The 18485-nt window shown below is 69.0% G+C and carries 12 protein-coding genes; 4 read left to right on the top strand and 8 right to left on the bottom strand.

Annotated features, from left to right (window positions below; all coding sequences use genetic code 11):
- The first annotated feature begins 89 nt into the window (after positions 1 to 89).
- The gene (locus ACFSCU_RS02420; protein WP_180549995.1) at positions 90 to 1295 is read left to right on the top strand and encodes an acetyl-CoA C-acetyltransferase; all 1206 of its coding nucleotides are present in this window, start codon (positions 90 to 92) and stop codon (positions 1293 to 1295) included.
- 248 nt (positions 1296 to 1543) lie between these two features.
- Entirely contained in the window at positions 1544 to 3703 is a 2160-nt protein-coding gene (locus ACFSCU_RS02415) for a 3-hydroxyacyl-CoA dehydrogenase NAD-binding domain-containing protein (RefSeq protein WP_180549994.1), read from the top strand.
- Between the two features lie 15 nt (positions 3704 to 3718).
- Here the strand turns inward: ACFSCU_RS02415 and ACFSCU_RS02410 are convergent, their stop codons facing one another.
- The 6 genes from ACFSCU_RS02410 to ACFSCU_RS02385 form a co-directional block, all read right to left on the bottom strand.
- Entirely contained in the window at positions 3719 to 4927 is a 1209-nt protein-coding gene (locus ACFSCU_RS02410) for an ABC transporter permease (RefSeq protein WP_180549993.1), read from the bottom strand.
- Entirely contained in the window at positions 4927 to 5676 is a 750-nt protein-coding gene (locus tag ACFSCU_RS02405; RefSeq protein ID WP_377559792.1) for an ABC transporter ATP-binding protein, read from the bottom strand. The genes ACFSCU_RS02410 and ACFSCU_RS02405 overlap by 1 nt, the downstream gene beginning before the upstream one ends.
- A gap of 2 nt (positions 5677 to 5678) precedes the next feature.
- Entirely contained in the window at positions 5679 to 7046 is a 1368-nt protein-coding gene (locus ACFSCU_RS02400) for an efflux RND transporter periplasmic adaptor subunit (protein WP_377559790.1), read from the bottom strand.
- A gap of 6 nt (positions 7047 to 7052) precedes the next feature.
- Positions 7053 to 8603 (bottom strand): efflux transporter outer membrane subunit, encoded by a 1551-nt coding sequence (locus ACFSCU_RS02395; RefSeq protein ID WP_377559788.1) that lies wholly within the window; start codon positions 8601 to 8603, stop codon positions 7053 to 7055.
- A 157-nt stretch (positions 8604 to 8760) separates the two neighbouring features.
- Positions 8761 to 10248 (bottom strand): AMP nucleosidase, encoded by a 1488-nt coding sequence (locus tag ACFSCU_RS02390; protein ID WP_377559787.1) that lies wholly within the window; start codon positions 10246 to 10248, stop codon positions 8761 to 8763.
- Positions 10249 to 10453: 205 nt separating this feature from the next.
- Positions 10454 to 11404 carry a prenyltransferase gene (locus tag ACFSCU_RS02385; protein ID WP_377559786.1) on the bottom strand — a complete coding sequence of 317 codons (951 nt, stop codon included), beginning with the start codon at positions 11402 to 11404 and terminating at the stop codon, positions 10454 to 10456.
- A gap of 161 nt (positions 11405 to 11565) precedes the next feature.
- Here ACFSCU_RS02385 and ACFSCU_RS02380 point away from each other — a divergent pair, with 161 nt between their 5' ends.
- Both ACFSCU_RS02380 and ACFSCU_RS02375 read left to right on the top strand, forming a co-directional pair.
- A complete protein-coding gene (locus ACFSCU_RS02380) occupies positions 11566 to 11985 on the top strand; it encodes a YbaN family protein (RefSeq protein WP_257645659.1) in 420 nt (139 codons plus the stop codon).
- A 142-nt stretch (positions 11986 to 12127) separates the two neighbouring features.
- On the top strand, positions 12128 to 13939 hold the full coding sequence (locus ACFSCU_RS02375; protein ID WP_377559784.1) for an ABC transporter transmembrane domain-containing protein: 1812 nt from the start codon (positions 12128 to 12130) through the stop codon (positions 13937 to 13939).
- Positions 13940 to 14290: 351 nt separating this feature from the next.
- Here ACFSCU_RS02375 and icmF read toward each other — a convergent pair whose 3' ends face one another.
- Positions 14291 to 17593, bottom strand: a complete 3303-nt coding sequence (gene icmF / locus ACFSCU_RS02370; protein ID WP_377559783.1) for a fused isobutyryl-CoA mutase/GTPase IcmF — start codon at positions 17591 to 17593, stop codon at positions 14291 to 14293.
- A gap of 41 nt (positions 17594 to 17634) precedes the next feature.
- The gene (locus tag ACFSCU_RS02365) at positions 17635 to 18471 is read right to left on the bottom strand and encodes a PPK2 family polyphosphate kinase (protein WP_180549992.1); all 837 of its coding nucleotides are present in this window, start codon (positions 18469 to 18471) and stop codon (positions 17635 to 17637) included.
- Between the last annotated feature and the right edge of the window lie 14 nt (positions 18472 to 18485).

Below are 18485 nucleotides of genomic sequence, written 5' to 3'. Positions count from 1 at the left end.
AGGCGTGCGCGCCGGGCGGCGGCCTGGGCCGCGCGTTCACCCGATCGAATCCCTATACTGAAACGAAGCACCTGCAAGGAGACCACTCGATGACCGAAGCCTATGTTTTCGACGCCGTGCGCACGCCGCGCGGCAAGGGCAAGAAGGACGGCAGCCTGCACGAGGTCAAGCCCGTCGACCTGCTGGCCGGCACGCTGGATGCGCTGCGCCGCCGCCACGACCTGGACACGGCCGCCGTCGACGACGTGGTGATGGGCGTCGTGTCGCCCATCGGCGAGCAGGGCTCGGTCATCGCCAAGGTGGCGGCGCTGAAGGCCGGCTGGGACTGGCAGTGCGCCGGCGTGCAGCTCAACCGTTTCTGCGCCTCGGGGCTGGAGGCGGTGAACATGGCGGCGCAGAAAGTCCGCTCAGGCTGGGAAGACCTGGTGGTGGCGGGCGGCGTGGAGAGCATGAGCCGCGTGCCCATCGGCGCCGACGGTGGCGCCTGGGCGCAGGACCCGGCCACCAACAGCGCCACCGACTTCGTGCCGCAGGGCGTGGGCGCCGACCTGATCGCCACGCTGGAAGGCTTCTCGCGCGAGGACGTGGACCGCTTCGCCGTCACCTCGCAGCAGCGCGCCGCGCAGGCGCGGGCCGAGGGTTATTTCAGGAACTCCATCGTGCCGGTGACGGACATGCTGGGCCAGACCATCCTGGATGAAGACGAGTTCATCAAGCCTCGCACCACGGTGGAGGCGCTGGCGGGCCTCAAGCCCTCGTTCGAGCAGTTGGGCGCGATGGGCTTCGACGCGGTCGCCATCGGCCGCTACCCGCAGGTGGAGCGCATCGTGCACGTGCACCACGCCGGCAACTCGTCGGGCATCGTCGATGGCGCGGCGGCGGTGCTGGTCGGCAACGAGGCCGCTATCAAGACGCACGGCTTCAAGCCGCGCGCGCGCATCGTCGCCACGGCGCTGAGCGGTGCCGACCCGACCATCATGCTCACCGGCCCCATGCCCGCCACGCGCAAGGCGCTGGCCAAGGCGGGGTTGAAGATCGAGGACATCGACCTGTTCGAGGTCAACGAGGCCTTCGCCGCCGTGCCGATGAAGTTCATGAAGGCATTCGACGTGCCGCACGAGAAGGTGAACGTGAACGGTGGCGCCATCGCCATGGGCCACCCGCTGGGCGCCACGGGCGCCATGATCCTCGGCACGCTGATCGACGAATTGCACCGCCGGCAGCTGCGCTACGGCCTGGCCACGCTGTGCGTGGGCGGCGGCATGGGCATCGCCACCATCGTCGAGCGGCTGTGAGTCTCGTGCGGGCCGCAACAGCCGGACAGCCGGGCATCCGGGCATCCGGACATCCGGACATCCGGACGCAGAGGACGCAAAGGTTTCGCAGAGGACGCAGAAAGAACAGCCAAAAAAACTTTGTTTTTCCTTTTGCGTCCTCTGCGAAATTTCTGCGCTCTCTGCGCCCGGTTGTTGGGTTTTTTTAAGTCAAATATGCCTGCATCCCTTGCTGTACAAGCGCAAGCAGCTATCAAATCCATAGAATCATGAAACTCAAGACCTTGCATTACGCGCTGGCCGACGGCATCGCCACCATCACGTTTGACGAGGAAGGCTCGCCCGTCAACACCATGTGCCTGCAGTGGCAGGACGACCTTCAGGCCGTCACCGAGCAGGTGGTGAAGGACCAGGACGCCATCCAGGGCATCGTGCTCGCCTCGGCCAAGAAGACCTTCTTCGCCGGCGCCGACCTGAAGGGCGTGATGCGAATGACAGCCGCCGACGCGCCCAAGGTCTTCGCCGAGATCGAGCGCATCAAGAAGAACTTCCGCACGCTGGAGACGCTGGGCAAGCCGGTGGTGAGCTGCCTGAACGGCGCGGCGCTGGGCGGTGGCTGGGAGGTGGCGCTCATCGGCCATCACCGCATCGCCGTCGACGACCCGAAGATCCAGTTCGGCCTGCCCGAGGTCACCATCGGCCTGCTGCCGGGCGGCGGCGGCATCACCAAGATGGTGCGACTGCTCGGCCTGATGGGCGCGCAGCCCTACGTGCTGGAGAGCAAGATGTTCAACCCCGCCGAGGCGCATCAGCTGGGCCTGGTGCATGAGCTGGTGGCCAGCGCCGACGAGCTGCTGCCGCGTGCCAAAGCCTGGATCGCGTCGGTGCAGGGCAGCGCCGATGCCGCCACGCACCCGTGGGACCGCAAGGATTACAAGATGCCCGGCGGCACGCCGAGCAACCCCAAGATCGCCGGTGGCCTGGTGGTCGCGCCCGCGATGCTCAAGACCAAGACGCGCGGCCTGTACCCCGCGCCGCACGCCACGCTGGCAGCCATGGTGGAAGGCGCGCAGGTCGACTTCGATACGGCGATGCGCATCGAAAGCCGCTACCTCGCCAGCCTGATGGTGAGCCCGGTGGCGAAGAACATGATCAACACGTTCTTCTTCAACCTGAACGCGATCAAGAGCGGGCAGTCGCGGCCGAAGGACGTGCCCAAGTACAAGCCGCAGAAGGTGGGCATCCTGGGGGCGGGGATGATGGGCGCCGGCATCGCCTACGCACAGGCCAGCCGCGGCATCGCCACGGTGCTGAAGGACGTCTCGCTTGAAAAAGCAGAGCACGGCAAGGCCTACAGTCAGAAGCTCACGCAATCGCGCGTCGACAAGGGCCGCATGAACCCGCACGACCAGACCGCGCTGCTGGGCCGCATCACGCCGACGGCCGACGTGGCCGACCTGAAGGGGTGCGAGCTGATCATCGAGGCCGTGTTCGAGAACCGCGAGCTGAAGGCCAAGGTGACGCAGGAGGCCGAGCCGCTGCTGGCCGAGGGTGGCTTCTTCGCCAGCAACACCAGCACGCTGCCCATCAGCGGGCTCGCACAGGCATCGAAGCGGCCGGAGAAGTTCGTCGGCATCCACTTCTTCAGCCCGGTCGACAAGATGAAGCTGGTCGAGATCATCCGTGGGGAAACGACCGACGACGAAACCGTGGCGCGCGCCTTCGACTACGTGCTGGCCCTGGGCAAGCTGCCCATCGTGGTCAACGATTCGCGCGGCTTCTACACCAGCCGCACCTTCGGCACCTATGTGATGGAAGGCGCGGCCATGCTGGGCGAGGGCATCCCCGCCGCCGTCATCGAGAACGCCGCCGTGCAGGCCGGCCTGCCTGTCGGCCCGCTGGCCGTGCTGGACGAAACCGCGCTGTCGCTGTCGGTGCATGTGCTGGATCAGACCCGCGCCGACTTCGCCGCCGAGGGCAAGACCTACGAGGCGACGTCCGGCGAGTTGCTGGTCGAGCGCATGGTGAAGGAGCTGAAACGCAGCGGCCGTGCCGCGGGCGGCGGCTTCTACGACTACCCGCAGGGCGGGAAGAAGCAACTGTGGCCCGAGCTGAAAACGCTGTTCGAGAAGCCCGGCGTCGAGTGGAACGTGAAGGACATCCAGGACCGCCTGCTCTACCGCCAGTCGGTCGAAACCGCGCGCTGCCTGGCCGAGGGCGTGCTCACCAGCGTGCACGACGCCAACATCGGCAGCATCTTCGGCATCGGCTTTCCAGGCTGGACCGGCGGGGCGATGCAGTTCATCTACGGGCAGGGCATCGACGCGTTCGAGCAGCGCTGCGCCGAACTGGCGGCCAAGTTCGGCAAGGGGTTCGAGCTGAATGCGGAAGCGAAGGCGGCAATTCGGAAGTTCCAGCCGAACTACTGATCCGTTGCGGCACGTTCACTCGTGCCGCAGCGCCTCGATCGGGTCCATGCGCGCCGCGCGGCGCGCCGGGAAGTAGCCGAACAGCACGCCGATGCCGGCCGAGAACACGAAGGACAGCAGGTTGATGCCGGGCTGGAACACGTAGGGCACTTGCATCACCTGCGCCAGCACCACCGACGCGCCGGTGGCCAGCACGATGCCCACCAGCCCGCCTAGGGCCGACAGCACCACGGCCTCGATCAGAAACTGCATCAGCACCTCGCGCTCGAGCGCGCCGATGGCCAGGCGCAGGCCGATCTCGCGCGTGCGCTCGGTGACGCTGACCAGCATGATGTTCATCACCCCGATGCCGCCCACCAGCAGGCTGACGGCGGCCACCGCGCCGAGCAGGGTGGTCATCACGCGCGTGGTGCCCGACAGCGTGTCGGCCAACTGCTTGGTGTCGAGCACGTTGAAGTTGTCGTCGTCGGTGTCGGCCAGCTTGCGCGCCTCGCGCAGCAACTGCGTCAGCCCGTTCTTCACGCGCGCGGCGTCGCTGGCCGGGTCGAGCGAGACCAGCAGCGTGTTGACGTTGGTGTTGCCGGTCAGGCGCCGCTGCAGCGTCTTGATGGGCATCAGCACCACCTCGTCCTGGTCGTTGCCGAAGGAGCCCTGGCCCTTGGTCTTGAACAGGCCGATGACCTGGCACGGCACCGTGCCCACGCGCAGCTGCTGGCCCAGCGGGTCGCCGCCGCCGTAGAGCTGGCGCTGGATGGTGCCGCCGATGATGCACACGGCCGCGCCAGCGCGCAGCTCGGCTTCGGTGAAGCTGCGGCCGCTGGCCAGCTCCCAGCTGCTGGTGGTCAGCCATTCGTTGGTCGAGCCGACCACGCTGCTGGTCCAGTTCTGGCCGCCCGCCACCAGCGTGACGGAGGAGCGCGCCTCGGGCGCCACCGCGGTGATGCCGGAAATCTGCGCGGCGATCAGCTCGGCGTCGCTGTCCTTGAACGATGGCGCCGTGTTGCCCGTGCTGCCCGGGCCCATGCGCTGGCCGGGGCGGATCATCAGCAGGTTGGTGCCCAGGCTGGAGATCTGGTTTTGCACCGCCTGCGTGGCGCCGCTGCCCAGCGTGACCATGGTGATGACGGCCGACACGCCGATCACGATGCCCAGCACCGTGAGGAACGAGCGCAGCAGGTTGCGCCGGATCGAGCGCAGCGCCAGGATCAGCGTGCTCCACAACATCAGCGCTCTCCTTCGGCCGGGGCCACGTAGCTGCCCGGCGGCACGGGCTGAGGGTTGCGTTCGTCGCTGGCCACCAGGCCGTCGACGAAGCGCACGATGCGGTGCGCGTAGGCGGCCATGTCGGGCTCGTGGGTGACCATGAGCACGGTGATGCCCTGTTCGCTGTTCAGGCGCGCCAGCAGGTCCATGATCTCGTGGCTGCGCTTGGTGTCCAGGTTGCCGGTGGGCTCGTCGGCCAGCAGCACGGCGGGCGACGTGACGATGGCGCGCGCGATGGCCACTCGCTGCTGCTGCCCGCCCGAGAGTTCGGCCGGCGTGTGGTGCTCCCAGCCCTTGAGGCCCACTTTTTCCAGCGCGCTGGCAGCGGCCACGTGGCGGCGCGCGGCGGCTTCGCCGCGGTACAGCAGCGGCAGCTCGACGTTTTCCTGCGCGCTGGTGCGCGCCAGCAGGTTGAAGCCCTGGAACACGAAGCCGAAGTAGCGCCGGCGCAGCCGCGCGCGCTCGTCGCGCGAGAGCGACTCGACGTGCGCGCCCAGAAACAGGTATTGCCCGCCGGTGGGCCGATCCAGGCAGCCCAGCGTGTTCATGGCGGTCGACTTGCCCGAGCCGCTGGGCCCCATGATGGCGACGAATTCGCCGCGCCCGATGTCCAGGTCGACGCCCTTGAGCGCCAGGAACGCGGTGGCGCCTTCGCCGTAGCGCTTGGTCACGCCGCGCAGGCGGATCAGCGGCGTTTCGTCTTGCGCCATGCTCAGCTGCCCGATCCGCTGCGCTGGTCGGTGATGACGGCCATGCCTTCTTGCAGTTCCGGGCTGCTGACTTCGGTGCGCCGCCCGTCGGTGATGCCGGTCTGCACCTTCACGGCCACGGGCTGCTGGTTTTTCAGCACCCACAGCTGGCGCTGTTGGTTGGGTGCCGAGGCGCCATTGGCCTCGGTGGTCGAGCGGCGCGCGCTGTTTTGCGGCGGGCGCGGCATCATCTGCGACACCAGACCGCCGCTGCCCGATGCCGCCGGCTGGGCCGCTTCGGCCGTGGCGGGCGAAAAACGCAGGGCCGTGTTGGGCACCAGCAGGACGCCTTTGCGCTCGGTGGCGGTGATGGTGGCGGTGGCCGTCATGCCCGGGCGCAGGCTCAGGTCGGTGTTGTTGACGGTCAAGTTGGTGGTGTAGGTGACCACGTTGTTGGTGGTGGTCGAGCCGTAGGACACGCGATCGACCAGCGCCGGGTACTTGCGGGCCGGGTAGGCGCTGACGGTGAAGCTCGCGTCCTGGCCCTTTTGCACCGAGCCCACGTCGGCCTCGTCCACGCTGGCCTGCAAGGTGAGCTTCGTCAGATCCTCGCCCAGCGTGAACAGCGTGACGGCCTGCAGCGACGCCGCCACCGCGTTGCCCGGCTCCACGCTGCGCGCCAGCACCACGCCGTCGATGGGCGAGCGGATGGCCGACTTGGCCAGGTTTGTCTCCTCGGTGGAGAGCGTGGCGCGCGACTGCTTGACCACGGCCTGCGCGTTGTCGACGTTGGCCACGGCGCGCGCCAGCGCGGCGCGGGCGGTGTCCAGCTCGGTGGCCGAGGGCACGCGCCCGCCCGACAGGCGCGAGACTTCCTCGTAGCGGCGCAAGGTGGCGCGCGCCTCGCGCACCGTGGCCTCGTTTTGCGCCAGGCTGGCCTGCGCGGCCACCAGCGCGGCGCGCGTGCGATCCACCGTGTCCTGAAACTTGGAGCGGTCCAGTTCCACCAGCACCTGGCCCTTCTTGACCTGGTCGTTCACGTCGACCAGCACGCGCGCCACCGTGCCCGACAGCTCGCTGCCCACCGCCACCGAGCGCGTGGGGTTGAGCGTGCCGTTGGCAGTGACGGTGAGCGTGATGTCGCCGCGTTCGACCGGCGTGGTCACGTACACCGGCGCGGCGCGCGCGGCCTGGCGGCCCTGCCACCACCACAGCCCGGCACCCAGCGCGATCAGCACGGCCAGCGCCACCCACGGCGTGGGTCGGCGCCACCACACCGGGGGGCGGTCTTCGCCCAGCAACTGATCGACGCTGGTGGCGGCGGGCGCCGTGGCGGGGGCGGGCGGCGCCGGCTCGGGCATCGGGGCGGGGGTCAGGGTGGGTTCGGTCATCGGGGGTCAGCGCGCAGCGGCGTTGGAAATGGGGGTGGCGACGATGGCCGCCGTCGGCTCAGGTGCGGCATCGGCGCCGGGCACTGTGCCGGCGTTGGCGTTGGCGCTGGCATCGGTGGCCGGATCGGAGTCGGCCGATGTGGGGGCCCAACCGCCGCCCAGCGCCTTGTACAGCGCCACGTGGTCGTTGGCCAGGCTGGCGCGCACGCTGGCGGCGCTGTCTTGCGCCGACAGCAGCGTGCGCTGCGACGTGAGCACCGTGGCGAAGTCGATCAGCCCGGCCTGGTATTGCTGGCGCGCCAGCGCGTCGGCCCGCTCGGCCGCGCTGGCGGCCGCCTGCAGGCTGCCGATGCGGGCGCGGTCGCCTTGCAGCGCGACCAGTGCGTCTTCCACGTCCTGCAGCGCGGTGAGCACGCTGGACTGATGGTTGGCGCGCGCCTGCTCATACGCGGCCTGCTGCGCGCGCACGGTGGCGTTGATGGCGCCGCCGTCGAAGATCGGCAGCGACAGCCCGGCCGCCAGCGTGCGCACCAGTGCCCCGCCGGCCGTGAGGCCGCCCAGCGTGAGCGCCTGCAGCCCCAGCGAGCCGCTCAGGCTGAATGTGGGGTAGCGCGCCGCGTCGGCCTGCACCAGGCGCGCCCAGGCGGCGCGCACCTGCGCTTCGGTCTGCTGCACGTCGGGGCGCTGGCGCAGGGTGTCGGCCGGGAAGGCCATCACCAGATCGTCCGGCGGCAGCGGCACGGGGGCGTTGCCCAGCGCGGCCAGCGTGCCGGGGGCGCGCCCGGTGAGCAGCGCCAGCCGGTGGCGCGCCTGATCGCGCGCGGCCTGCCGCACCGGCACCTGGGCGCGCGTCTGCTCGGCCGAGGTGGCCGCCTGCTCCACGTCCAGCGCCGACACCAGGCCGGCCTGCTGGCGCCAGCGGGTGATTTGCAGCGTGTCGTCCTGGCTGGCAAGGTTGCGCTCGGCAATCGTCAGGCGCGCCTGCTGGTCGCGCAGGTCGATGTAGGCCAGCGCGATTTCGGCCGCCAGCGAGATTTGCACGTTGCCCAGGCTCATCTGCGCGGCGCGTGCGTCGGCTTCGGCGGCGCTCACGCCGGCGCGGGTCGCGCCGAACAGGTCGGGCTCCCAGCTGGCGTTCAGGCCGACGGCGAAGGTGTTGGTGGTGCCAGCCGATGCGGTGCGGCTGCGCTGCGCCGAGCTGGAGCCGGTGACGTTCGGGCTGTAGCCGGCGCGGGCCACATCGGCCAGCGCGCGCGACTGGCGCAGCGCGGCGACGGCCGCGTGCACGGTGGGGCTGTGGCGCAGGCCGTCTTCGATCAGCGCGCTGAGCTGCGCATCGCCAAAGCGCTGCCACCAGCTGACCAGCGACGTGGGCGACTGCGCCTGGTCGGCCCCGCCTTCGCTCCAGCGGGTGGGCACGGCCACCTCGGCGGCGGCGTTGGTGGCGGGCAGGCGGCTGGCGCAGCCGGCCAGCGCCACGCTCAGGCCCAGTAGCAGCGTAGGCAGGGCGCGCGGCCGTCGGCGCGGCGCGGTGGTCGGGGGTGGCGGGCCTTTCATGGCGAGGGAGTATCGGCGGGCCCGGTGGTCGGCGCGCTAAGCGCGTGTAAAGCCGTGGTAAATCCCGTCATCGAGCTGCTGTGAGTTTTGATGATCATCAAGAAATTGGCCTGCAGGCGATACCCAGTCTGCGCCAGCAGCTATCGAATCAGAAGCGTCACTGAAACGCCACCTCCGCAAAGCTCCGCAGCTTGCGGCTGTGCAGCCGATCGAGCCCGTTTTCGCGCAGGCGCTCGATGGCGCGGATGCCGATCTTCAGGTGCTGGTTGACGCGCTCGCGGTAGAAGTGGTTGGCCATGCCGGGCAGCTTGATTTCGCCGTGCAGCGGCTTGTCGCTGACGCACAGCAGGGTGCCGTAGGGCACGCGGAAGCGGAAGCCGTTGGCGGCGATGGTCGCGCTTTCCATGTCGAGCGCCACCGCGCGCGATTGCGAGAAGCGGCGCTGCGGCGCGCCAGCGCCCAGCAGTTCCCAGTTGCGGTTGTCCGTCGTCGCCACGGTGCCGGTGCGCAGCACGCGCTTCAGTTCGTCGCCGGGCAGGCCGGTGACGTCGGCCACGGCCTGCTGCAGGGCGATCTGCACCTCGGCCAGCGCGGGCACGGGGATCCACAGCGGCAGGTCTTCGTCGAGCACGTGGTCCTCGCGCACGTAGCCGTGGGCCAGCACGTAGTCGCCCAGTTGCTGGCTGCCGCGCAGGCCGGCGCAGTGGCCGACCATGATCCACGCATGCGGGCGCAGCACGGCGATGTGGTCGGTGATGGTCTTGGCGTTGGCCGGGCCGACGCCGATGTTGACGAAGCTGATGCCGCTGCGGTCGTCGCGCTTGAGGTGGTAGGCCGGCATCTGCGGCAGGCGCGGCGGTGGGGTGCCGCCCTCGTCGCGCGCGTCGGAGCCGGCGCGCCGCGTGATCACGTTGCCCGGCTGCACGAAGGCGCTGTAGGGGCTGCCTGAGTTCTGCATCTCCAGCTGGCCGAGCGCGATGAACTCGTCGATGTAGAACTGGTAGTTGGTGAACAGGATGAAGTTCTGGAAGTGCTCGGGCGAGGTGCCGGTGTAGTGGCGCAGGCGGTGCAGCGAATAGTCCACCCGCGGCGCGGTGAAGAGCGCCAGCGGGTACGCATCGCCGGACAGCACGCGGTGCGTGCCGTTGGCGATGCTGTCGTCCATGGCGGTCAGGTCGGGCAGGTCGAACACGTCGGCCAGGCGCTGGCGCTGTAGCGCGGTCATGCTGCCTTCGAAGTGGTCGTCGTCGCCCAGGCTGAAGGGCAGCGGGATGGGTTCGTTGCTGGTGCCGATCTCCAGCGTGACGCCGTGGTTGGCCAGCAGCAGCCGGAACTGCTCGAGGTAGTAATCGGCGAACAGGTCGGGCCGCGTCAGCGTGGTCTCGTAATGGCCGGCGTGCGAGACGAAGCCGTAGGCCAGGCGCGTGTCGGGGTGGCGGCTGTGCGTGGTGGCCAGGCGCACGAAGGGGTAGCAGGCGCGCACGCGGGTGGGCCGCTCGCCGGGGCCGTCGGCCTGCGCCACGTAGGCCTGCAGGGCGCCGCGCAGGTGGGCGAGCGCGGCGTCGTAGATGCGCTGCGCCTGCGCCAGCGCGGCGGCGGGATCGGTGAAGGGCGTGGGCGGGACGAAGGGCGGCAGCGAGATCATGACCTATTGTGCGTGAGCGGCGTGACAGCGGTGGTCACGGGCGGGGCACGCTGGTGGGTATGATTTTGATAGTGGGTTGCGCTCGTCCATCAATGGTTTCAAGAGAAAAGCATATGAAATCGTTATATGGCGGGCGCAAGCAGCTATTGTTTTTGATGAGTTTGTAGGAGCGGGCAAGCCCGCTCCCACAAAAAAGGAGAGGCGGTCAGCGCGCCGCAGCCGCCAGCGCCAGGGCCACCGCGATGGCCAGCGCATGCACATTGGCCGCCGCAATCGTCAGCGCAATGGCGGGCCGCAGGCGCTGCGGCTGGCGCGCGTGGCGCCAGAACAGCACCGCCGCCGCCAGCGACAGCGGCAGCGACAGCAGCCCCCACAGGGCAGTCAGCGGCGGAATCAGCAGCCACACGCTGAGCGCCAGCCAGCCGTGCGCCAGCAGCACCAGCCACAGGTACAGCGCCGCCGCCCCGCGCGCGCCCAGGCGCACGGCCAGCGTGCGCTTGCCCACGCGCGCATCGGCGGCCGCGTCGGGCACGCCGTTGATCAGCAGCACGCAGGCCACCAGCGTGGCCACGCTGAAGCCCAGCGACGCGGGGATCAGGAAGAACTGGCCGCGCTGCACGTAGTCCGCGCCGATCACCACCAGCCACCACGCGGCGGCGATCGCCAGCTCGCCCAGCCCGCGCGACATCAGCTTGAGCGGCGGCGCCGAATAGGTCCAGGCGATCAGCAGCCCCGCCGCGCCCACCAGCAGCAGCCCGCCGCCGCCGTTGCGCGCCGCCAGCAGCAGGCCGGCCGGAATCAGCAACAGCAGCAGCATGGCGGCCCAGCGCCGTGTGTCGGCCTCGCTCACCTGGCCTTGCTGGATCAGGCGCGAGCCGCCGGTGAACGGGTACAGGCCTTCGGTGTTGGCGGCGTCGGCGCCGTTGCGGGCGTCGTGGTAATCGTTCAGCACGTTGGCGCCGGCGTGCGCCACGCACGCCAGCAGCACGGTGGCCAGCGCGGCCGGCAGATCGAAGCCGCAGCCGCACGAGGCGGCCGACGCGATGCCCACCAGCGCGGCGGACACGGTGACGAGCAGGAAAGCCGGCCGCGTCATGCGCCAGTGCAGCAGCGCCTGCTGGCGCCAGCCGGAAGGGGGCAGGGTGGAAGCGGTCATCGCGCCGATTGTCGCCATCCGGCAAGGCGCCCGCGCCGCGCTCCGCTCGCAGCGCCGTCCTACGCGGCGGCAGCGCGGCGGCGGCTATGATCTGCGGGCCGAGGTTACTACTTTATTGATAGCTGCAAGCGCCCGTCGTGCGGGCGCTGAAGCCTCATTTGATGTCCATCGACCGCGATCCGCCCCTGACCACCGAACAGCGCGTGCTGCTGCGCCGCCGCCTGATGACGCTGCTGTGGCGCGCCATCACCGTGGTGGCGCTGGGCCTGGGCCTGGTCGGGCTGGCGCTGCCGGTGGTGCCCACGGTGCCGTTTCTTATCGTCTCGGCCTGGGCCGCCAGCAAGGGCTGGCCGGCGTTCGAGATCTGGCTGCTGAACCACCGCCTGTTCGGCCCGCCGATCGTGCGATGGCGCGAACGCGGCGCCGTGCCGCGCAGCGCCAAGTGGTACAGCACGCTGATGATGGGCGGCAGCGCCATCGGCATGCAGTTCTTTGCCGCCATCCCGCTGTGGCTGCGCATCGGCGTGCCGGCGGTGATGCTGGCGGTGGCGATCTGGCTGTGGCTGCGGCCGGAAGAATGACTCCCCTTCAGTCGCCTGCGGCGCCTTCCCCCAGTGGGGGACAACGCCACTCGCCGGCGCAGGTCCGGCGACGGCGTTCGCGCATGGCCTGCGCCGCGGCCACTGGACGACATGACGGACGACATGACGGATGCCATGAACCATGAAGCCTGATTTGGTGCGTTCGGCCGCCCGGTCCCCGCGCGCGCTGCGCGGGCTGCTGCCGTTTCTGCGGCCGTACCGCGGCCGCATCGCGCTGGCGCTGCTGTTTCTGCTGGGGGCGGCAGCCACCACGCTGGCGCTGCCGGTGGCGTTGAAGTCGCTGATCGACGGCGGCCTGGTGGGCGGCAACACGGGCGAGCGCGTGCTGGCGCTGCGCGGGCACTTCCTCGCGCTGTTCGGCGTGGGCGTGGCCATGGGCGTGCTGTCGGCGGCGCGCTTCTACATGGTCAGCTGGCTGGGCGAGCGCATCACGGCCGATCTGCGCAACGCGGTGTACGCGCACGTGGTGCGGCAAAGCCCGGAATTCTTCGAGACCACGCAGACCGGCGAGGTGCTGAGCCGCCTGACCACCGACACCACGCTGGTGCAGACGGTGGTGGGCTCATCGTTCAGCCTGGGGCTGCGCAACACGGTGATGGGCATCGGCGCGCTGGGCATGCTGGTGGCCACCAACCCGCGCGTGATGCTGCCGGTGCTGGGCATCCTGGCGCTGGTGGTGCTGCCCACGCTGGTCATCGGTCGGCGCGTGCGCCGCCTGAGCCGCGCCAGCCAGGACCGCGTGGCCGACTCCAGCGCCATCGCCGCCGAGGTGCTGAACGCCATCCCGGTGGTGCAGAGCTACGCGCAGCAGCAGCGCGAGGCGGCGCGTTTCGACGGCGCCACCGAGCGCGCGTTCGAGACCGCGCGCCGCCGCACGCAGGTGCGGTCGGTGCTGGTGGCCTTCATCATCATCGCCACCTTCGGCGCGCTGCTGTGGGGCCTGTACCAGGGCACGCAGGCGGTGCTGCGCGGCGACATCACACCCGGCCACCTGGGGCAGACGGTGGTGTACGTGATCGTGCTGGCCGGCTCGGTGGCGGTGCTGTCGGAGGTTTATGGCGAGCTGCTGCGCGCCGCCGGCGCGACCGAGCGGCTGATGGAGTTGTTGCACGCGCGCTCGCCGGTGGCCGAGCCGGTGCGGCCGCGTGCGCTGCCGGCGGTGCGGGGTGGGTCATCGGTGCGGTTCGAGGGCGTGGGTTTTCACTACCCGTCGCGGCCGACGCAGCCGGCATTGCAGGATTTTTCGCTCGACGTGCGGCCGGGCGAAACGGTGGCGCTGGTGGGGCCGAGCGGCGCGGGCAAGAGCACGGTGCTGCAGCTGCTGCTGCGCTTCTACGACGTGCAGGCGGGCCGCATCTTGGTGGACGGTGTGCCGGTGACCGAGCTGTCACTCGATGCCCTGCGCGGGCGCATCGGCCTGGTACCGCAGGACAGCACCATCTTTTCGGCCAGCGCGCTGGACAACATCCGCTACGGCCGGCCCGATGCGAGAGAGACCGAGGTGCAGGCCGCCGCGCACGCCGCGTTCGCGCACGACTTCATCAGCGCGTTGCCCGAGGGCTATGCGACCCACCTGGGCGAGCGCGGGGTACGGCTGTCGGGCGGGCAGCGGCAGCGCATCAGCATTGCCCGCGCGCTGCTGAAAAACCCGCCGATCCTGTTGCTGGACGAAGCCACGAGCGCGCTGGATGCGGAGAGCGAGCGCATGGTGCAGGCGGCGCTGGAGTCGGCCATGCAGGGCCGCACGACGCTGGTGATCGCGCACCGGCTGGCGACGGTGCTGCGGGCCGATCGCATCGTGGTGATGGACCATGGGCGCGTGGTGGATGTGGGCACGCATGGCGAGCTGGTGGCGCGGGGTGGGTTGTATGCGCGGTTGGCGGCGATGCAGTTTGACCTTGAAAACGCGCGGGTCGGCGCTGTTGCCGGATAGCTGCTTTTGAGGTGGTGGAGGCGCTGTCGGCCGGGATGTGCGCCCGGCGGCGCAGTCACTTTCTTTTTGTCTCGCCAAAAAGAAAGTAACCAAAGAAAAAGGCGACCCCACTGGCCGTGTCCCCTGCGCTTCGCTTCGGGGCAACCTGCGATGCTCGGGCGCGGGGCGGCGCTGCGGAACTCGCTTCGTTCAATGCGTTCTCTTCGCTCAGACAGCCGCAGCGAGTCAGAGCACGAAGCGCGGCATGCTGCGCTGCCGCGCCCGCCCCACGCCCTGCGCTTCTCGGCACGGCCAGAGGGGAGGTGGAATCCACTCGGGCCGTCGCTGCGCTCGGCCCAGGAGTGTTTCTGACTACATGCTCCGGCGGTACTGGCCGCCCACCTCGAACAGCGCGTTGGTGATCTGTCCCAGCGAGCACACGCGCACGGCATCCATCAACACGGCGAATACGTTCTGGTTGTCGATCACGGCCTGTTGCAGGCGGGCGAGTTGCTTGGGTGATTCGGCCGCGTGGCGCTGGTGGAACTCTTCCAGGCGCTTGAGCTGGCTCTGCTTCTCGTCCTCGGTCGAGCGCGCCAGCTCCAGGCTTTCCAGCACCTCGTCGCCATGCGGGTTGCGGAAGGTGTTGACGCCGATGATGGGGTACTCGCCGGTGTGCTTGAGCATTTCGTAGTGCATGCTCTCTTCCTGGATTTTGCTGCGCTGGTAGCCGGTTTCCATGGCGCCCAGTACGCCGCCGCGGTCGGCGATCTTCTCGAACTCGGCCAGCACGGCCTCTTCCACCAGTTCGGTAAGCTCCTCGATGATGAAGGCGCCCTGGTTGGGGTTCTCGTTCTTGGCCAGGCCCCACTCGCGGTTGATGATGAGCTGGATCGCCATCGCGCGGCGCACGCTGTCCTCGGTCGGCGTGGTGATGGCCTCGTCGAAGGCGTTGGTGTGCAGGCTGTTGCAGTTATCGTAGATGGCGATCAGCGCCTGCAGCGTGGTGCGGATGTCGTTGAACTGGATTTCCTGAGCGTGCAGGCTGCGGCCGCTTGTCTGGATGTGGTACTTCAGCTTCTGGCTGCGTTCGTTGGCACCGTACTTCTCCTTCATCGCCACGGCCCAGATGCGGCGCGCCACACGGCCCATCACGGTGTATTCCGGGTCCATGCCGTTCGAGAAGAAGAAGCTCAGGTTGGGCGCGAAGTCGTCGATGTGCATGCCGCGCGCCAGGTACGCCTCGACCAGCGTGAAGCCGTTGCTGAGCGTGAAGGCCAGCTGGCTGATCGGGTTGGCGCCGGCCTCGGCGATGTGGTAGCCGCTGATCGACACCGAGTAGAAGTTGCGCACGTTGTGGTGCACGAAGTATTCGGCGATGTCGCCCATCACCTTCAGGCTGAACTCGGTCGAGAAGATGCAGGTGTTCTGGCCCTGGTCTTCCTTCAGGATGTCGGCCTGCACCGTGCCGCGCACGTTGGCCAGCGTCCACTCTTTGATCTTCTCGGCCTCGGTATCCGTCGCTTCACGGCCGTTGTCGGTCTTGAATTTCTCCAGCTGCTGGTCGATGGCCGCGTTCATGAACATGGCCAGGATCGACGGGGCCGGGCCGTTGATCGTCATGCTCACGCTGGTGGCGGGGTGGCACAGGTCGAACCCTGAATACAGCACCTTCAGGTCGTCCAGCGTGGCGATGCTCACCCCTGAGTTGCCCACCTTGCCGTAGATGTCGGGCCGCAAGTCGGGGTCGTTGCCGTACAGCGTGACCGAGTCGAAGGCGGTGGACAGGCGCTTGGCCGGCATGCCTTCGGAGAGCAGCTTGAAGCGGCGGTTGGTGCGGAAGGCATCGCCCTCGCCGGCGAACATGCGGGTCGGGTCCTCCCCCTCGCGCTTGAAGGCGAAGGTGCCGGCGGTGTAGGGGTAGCTGCCGGGCACGTTGTCCAGCATCAGCCACTTGACGATCTCGCCGTGGTCCTCGAACTGGGGCAGCACGACCTTGCGGATGGTGGTGCCGCTCAGGCTTCTGGTGGTGAGCGCTGTGCGGATTTCCTTGTCGCGGATCTTCACCACGTACTCGTCGCCAGCGTAGGCCTTCTGCATGTCGGGCCATTGCTCGATCAGCTTGGCGGCGTCGCGGTCCACCTTCTCGGCGCGCTGGTCGGCCAGCTTCAGCACCGTGGCGCGGGCGCCATGCTCGCCGGATTTCTTCGGGTCGTCCTGCTCCAGCATGCGCGCGGTCTCGCGCAACTGCTGCACTTCGCGCACCAGGCGCGCCTGCTGACGCACACGGGTCTTGTAGCCGCGCACGGTGTCGCTGATCTCGGCGAGATAACGCGTGCGTGCTGGCGGCACGATGGGGGTCTGGTTGGTGCTGTGGCGCACGTTCACGGCGGGCAGGCGGCCCTCCTTCAGCGGCAGGCCGAGTTCACCGAGGCGGACTTTCAACGCCTGGTACAGCGCCGTCACGCCGTCGTCGTTGAAGCGCGCGGCCTGGGTGCCGAACACCGGCATCTCGTCCGGCTTCTTGCCAAAGGCTTCGCGGTTGCGCTGCACCTGCTTGGCCACGTCGCGCAGCGCATCGGCCGCACCCTTGCGGTCGAACTTGTTGATGGCCACGAACTCGGCGAAGTCCAGCATGTCGATCTTCTCGAGCTGGCTGGCGGCGCCGTACTCGGGCGTCATCACGTACATCGGCACGTCGACGAAGGGCACGATGGCGGCGTCGCCCTGGCCGATGCCGGAGGTCTCGACGATCACCAGGTCGAACCCGGCCGCCTTGCAGGCGGCGATGACGTCGGGCAGCGCGGCGCTGATCTCGCTGCCGGTGTCGCGCGTGGCCAGGCTGCGCATGAAGATGCGCTGCTGCCCCGCCCACGGCCCGATGGCGTTCATGCGGATGCGGTCGCCCAGCAGCGCACCGCCGGACTTGCGGCGGCTGGGGTCGATGCTGATGACGGCCACGCGCAGGGCGTCGTCCTGGTCGAGCCGCAGGCGGCGGATCAGCTCGTCCGTCAGGCTCGACTTGCCGGCGCCGCCGGTGCCGGTGATGCCGAGCACGGGAATCTTCTTCCTGGCTGCGTCGGCCTGCACGGCCTTTACCAGCTTGGCATCGGCCTGGCCGTTCTCCAGCGCGGTGATGAGCTGCGCCAGCGCGCGCCACGCGGCTTCGGTCTGACCCTGGATGGCCTCCAGCTTCTTGGGTGCGTAGCCGGAGATGTCCTGGTCGCAGCGCATCACCATCTCGCCGATCATGCCCTGCAACCCCATGCGCTGGCCGTCCTCGGGGCTGTAGATGCGGCCGACGCCGTAGTCGTGCAGTTCGCGGATCTCGGCCGGCACGATCACGCCGCCGCCGCCCCCGAACACCTGAATATGCGCGCCGCCGCGCTGCTTCAACAGGTCGACCATGTACTTGAAGTATTCGACGTGGCCGCCCTGGTAGCTGCTGATGGCGATGCCCTGCGTGTCTTCCTGCAGGGCGGCGGTCACCACGTCGTCCACGCTGCGGTTGTGGCCCAGGTGGATCACTTCGGCGCCCATGCTCTGCAGGATGCGGCGCATGATGTTGATGGCGGCGTCGTGGCCGTCGAACAGCGATGCGGCGGTGACGAAGCGCACCTTGTGCGTGGGCCGGTATTCGGCCAGGGCCTTGAATTCTGCGGACAGGTCGGTCATGGTTTGTCTCCTGCGATTTTGATAGCTGCTGGCGCTGGCGGCTATTGCACCACCAGCCCTTTCAGCTGTGGGTCGTCGGGTGGGTAGCGCAGCTTGAGCGCTTTCAGCTTGTCGCGCACCAGGGTGGCGATCATCAGGTTGCGGTGCGTCTTGCTGTCGGCGGGCACCACGGTCCAGGGGGCCCAGTCCGTGCTGGTGGCGCGCAGCAGGTTCTCGTAGGCCTGCTGGTACTCCTTCCACTGCTTGCGCACTTCCAGGTCGCCAAGGCTGAACTTCCAGTGCTTGGCGGTGTCGTCGATGCGCTCTTGCAGGCGCCCGCGCTGCTCCTCGAAGCTGATGTGCAGCATGAACTTCATCACCACGGTGCCGGTCTCGCAGAGCAGGCGCTCGAAGTCGTTGATGTGGGCGTAGCGCTGCGCGGTCTGCTTCCTGTCGATCCAGCCGTTGACCACCGGCACCAGCACGTCCTCATAGTGGCTGCGGTTGTGGATCATGAACTCGCCCGCCGCCGGCACCTGCTGGTGGATGCGCCACAGGTAGTCGTGGCTGCGCTCCAGCGTGCTGGGCGCCTTCCAGCCGTGGGTGCGCACGCCCAGCGGGCTGGTCTCCTTGAACACGGCGCGGATGGTGCCGTCCTTGCCGGCGGTGTCGGTGCCCTGCAGCAGCACCAGCAGCTTGAAGCGGCCATCGGCGTAGAACACGTCCTGCAGCGCGTCGATCTCGCGGGCCAGTTCGGCCACGCGGGCCTTGTCGCCGTTCTTGTCGCCGTTGCCGTAGGGCTTGGCGCCGGGGTCGCAGTCCTTCAGCGCGAAGCCCTTGCCGCCGACGGGCACCTGCCAGCGGTCCAGGGAGGGCTTGCCGTTGTTCTTCTTCGCCATGCACGGGTCTCCGT

This window comes from Ottowia beijingensis, assembly GCF_042680925.1.
In the GTDB taxonomy this organism is placed as follows: domain Bacteria; phylum Pseudomonadota; class Gammaproteobacteria; order Burkholderiales; family Burkholderiaceae_C; genus Ottowia; species Ottowia beijingensis.
Note: the sequence above shows the minus strand (reverse complement) of the source record. Positions and strands in the feature narration are given on the sequence as shown.

Coding starts and splice junctions, on each gene's coding strand:
- ACFSCU_RS02420 (WP_180549995.1), top strand. CDS start 90: ATGACCGAAGCCTATGTTTTCGACGCCGTGCGCACGCCGCGCGGCAAG.
- ACFSCU_RS02415 (WP_180549994.1), top strand. CDS start 1,544: ATGAAACTCAAGACCTTGCATTACGCGCTGGCCGACGGCATCGCCACC.
- ACFSCU_RS02410 (WP_180549993.1), bottom strand. CDS start 4,927: ATGTTGTGGAGCACGCTGATCCTGGCGCTGCGCTCGATCCGGCGCAAC.
- ACFSCU_RS02405 (WP_377559792.1), bottom strand. CDS start 5,676: ATGGCGCAAGACGAAACGCCGCTGATCCGCCTGCGCGGCGTGACCAAG.
- ACFSCU_RS02400 (WP_377559790.1), bottom strand. CDS start 7,046: ATGACCGAACCCACCCTGACCCCCGCCCCGATGCCCGAGCCGGCGCCG.
- ACFSCU_RS02395 (WP_377559788.1), bottom strand. CDS start 8,603: ATGAAAGGCCCGCCACCCCCGACCACCGCGCCGCGCCGACGGCCGCGC.
- ACFSCU_RS02390 (WP_377559787.1), bottom strand. CDS start 10,248: ATGATCTCGCTGCCGCCCTTCGTCCCGCCCACGCCCTTCACCGATCCC.
- ACFSCU_RS02385 (WP_377559786.1), bottom strand. CDS start 11,404: ATGACCGCTTCCACCCTGCCCCCTTCCGGCTGGCGCCAGCAGGCGCTG.
- ACFSCU_RS02380 (WP_257645659.1), top strand. CDS start 11,566: ATGTCCATCGACCGCGATCCGCCCCTGACCACCGAACAGCGCGTGCTG.
- ACFSCU_RS02375 (WP_377559784.1), top strand. CDS start 12,128: ATGAAGCCTGATTTGGTGCGTTCGGCCGCCCGGTCCCCGCGCGCGCTG.
- icmF (WP_377559783.1), bottom strand. CDS start 17,593: ATGACCGACCTGTCCGCAGAATTCAAGGCCCTGGCCGAATACCGGCCC.
- ACFSCU_RS02365 (WP_180549992.1), bottom strand. CDS start 18,471: ATGGCGAAGAAGAACAACGGCAAGCCCTCCCTGGACCGCTGGCAGGTG.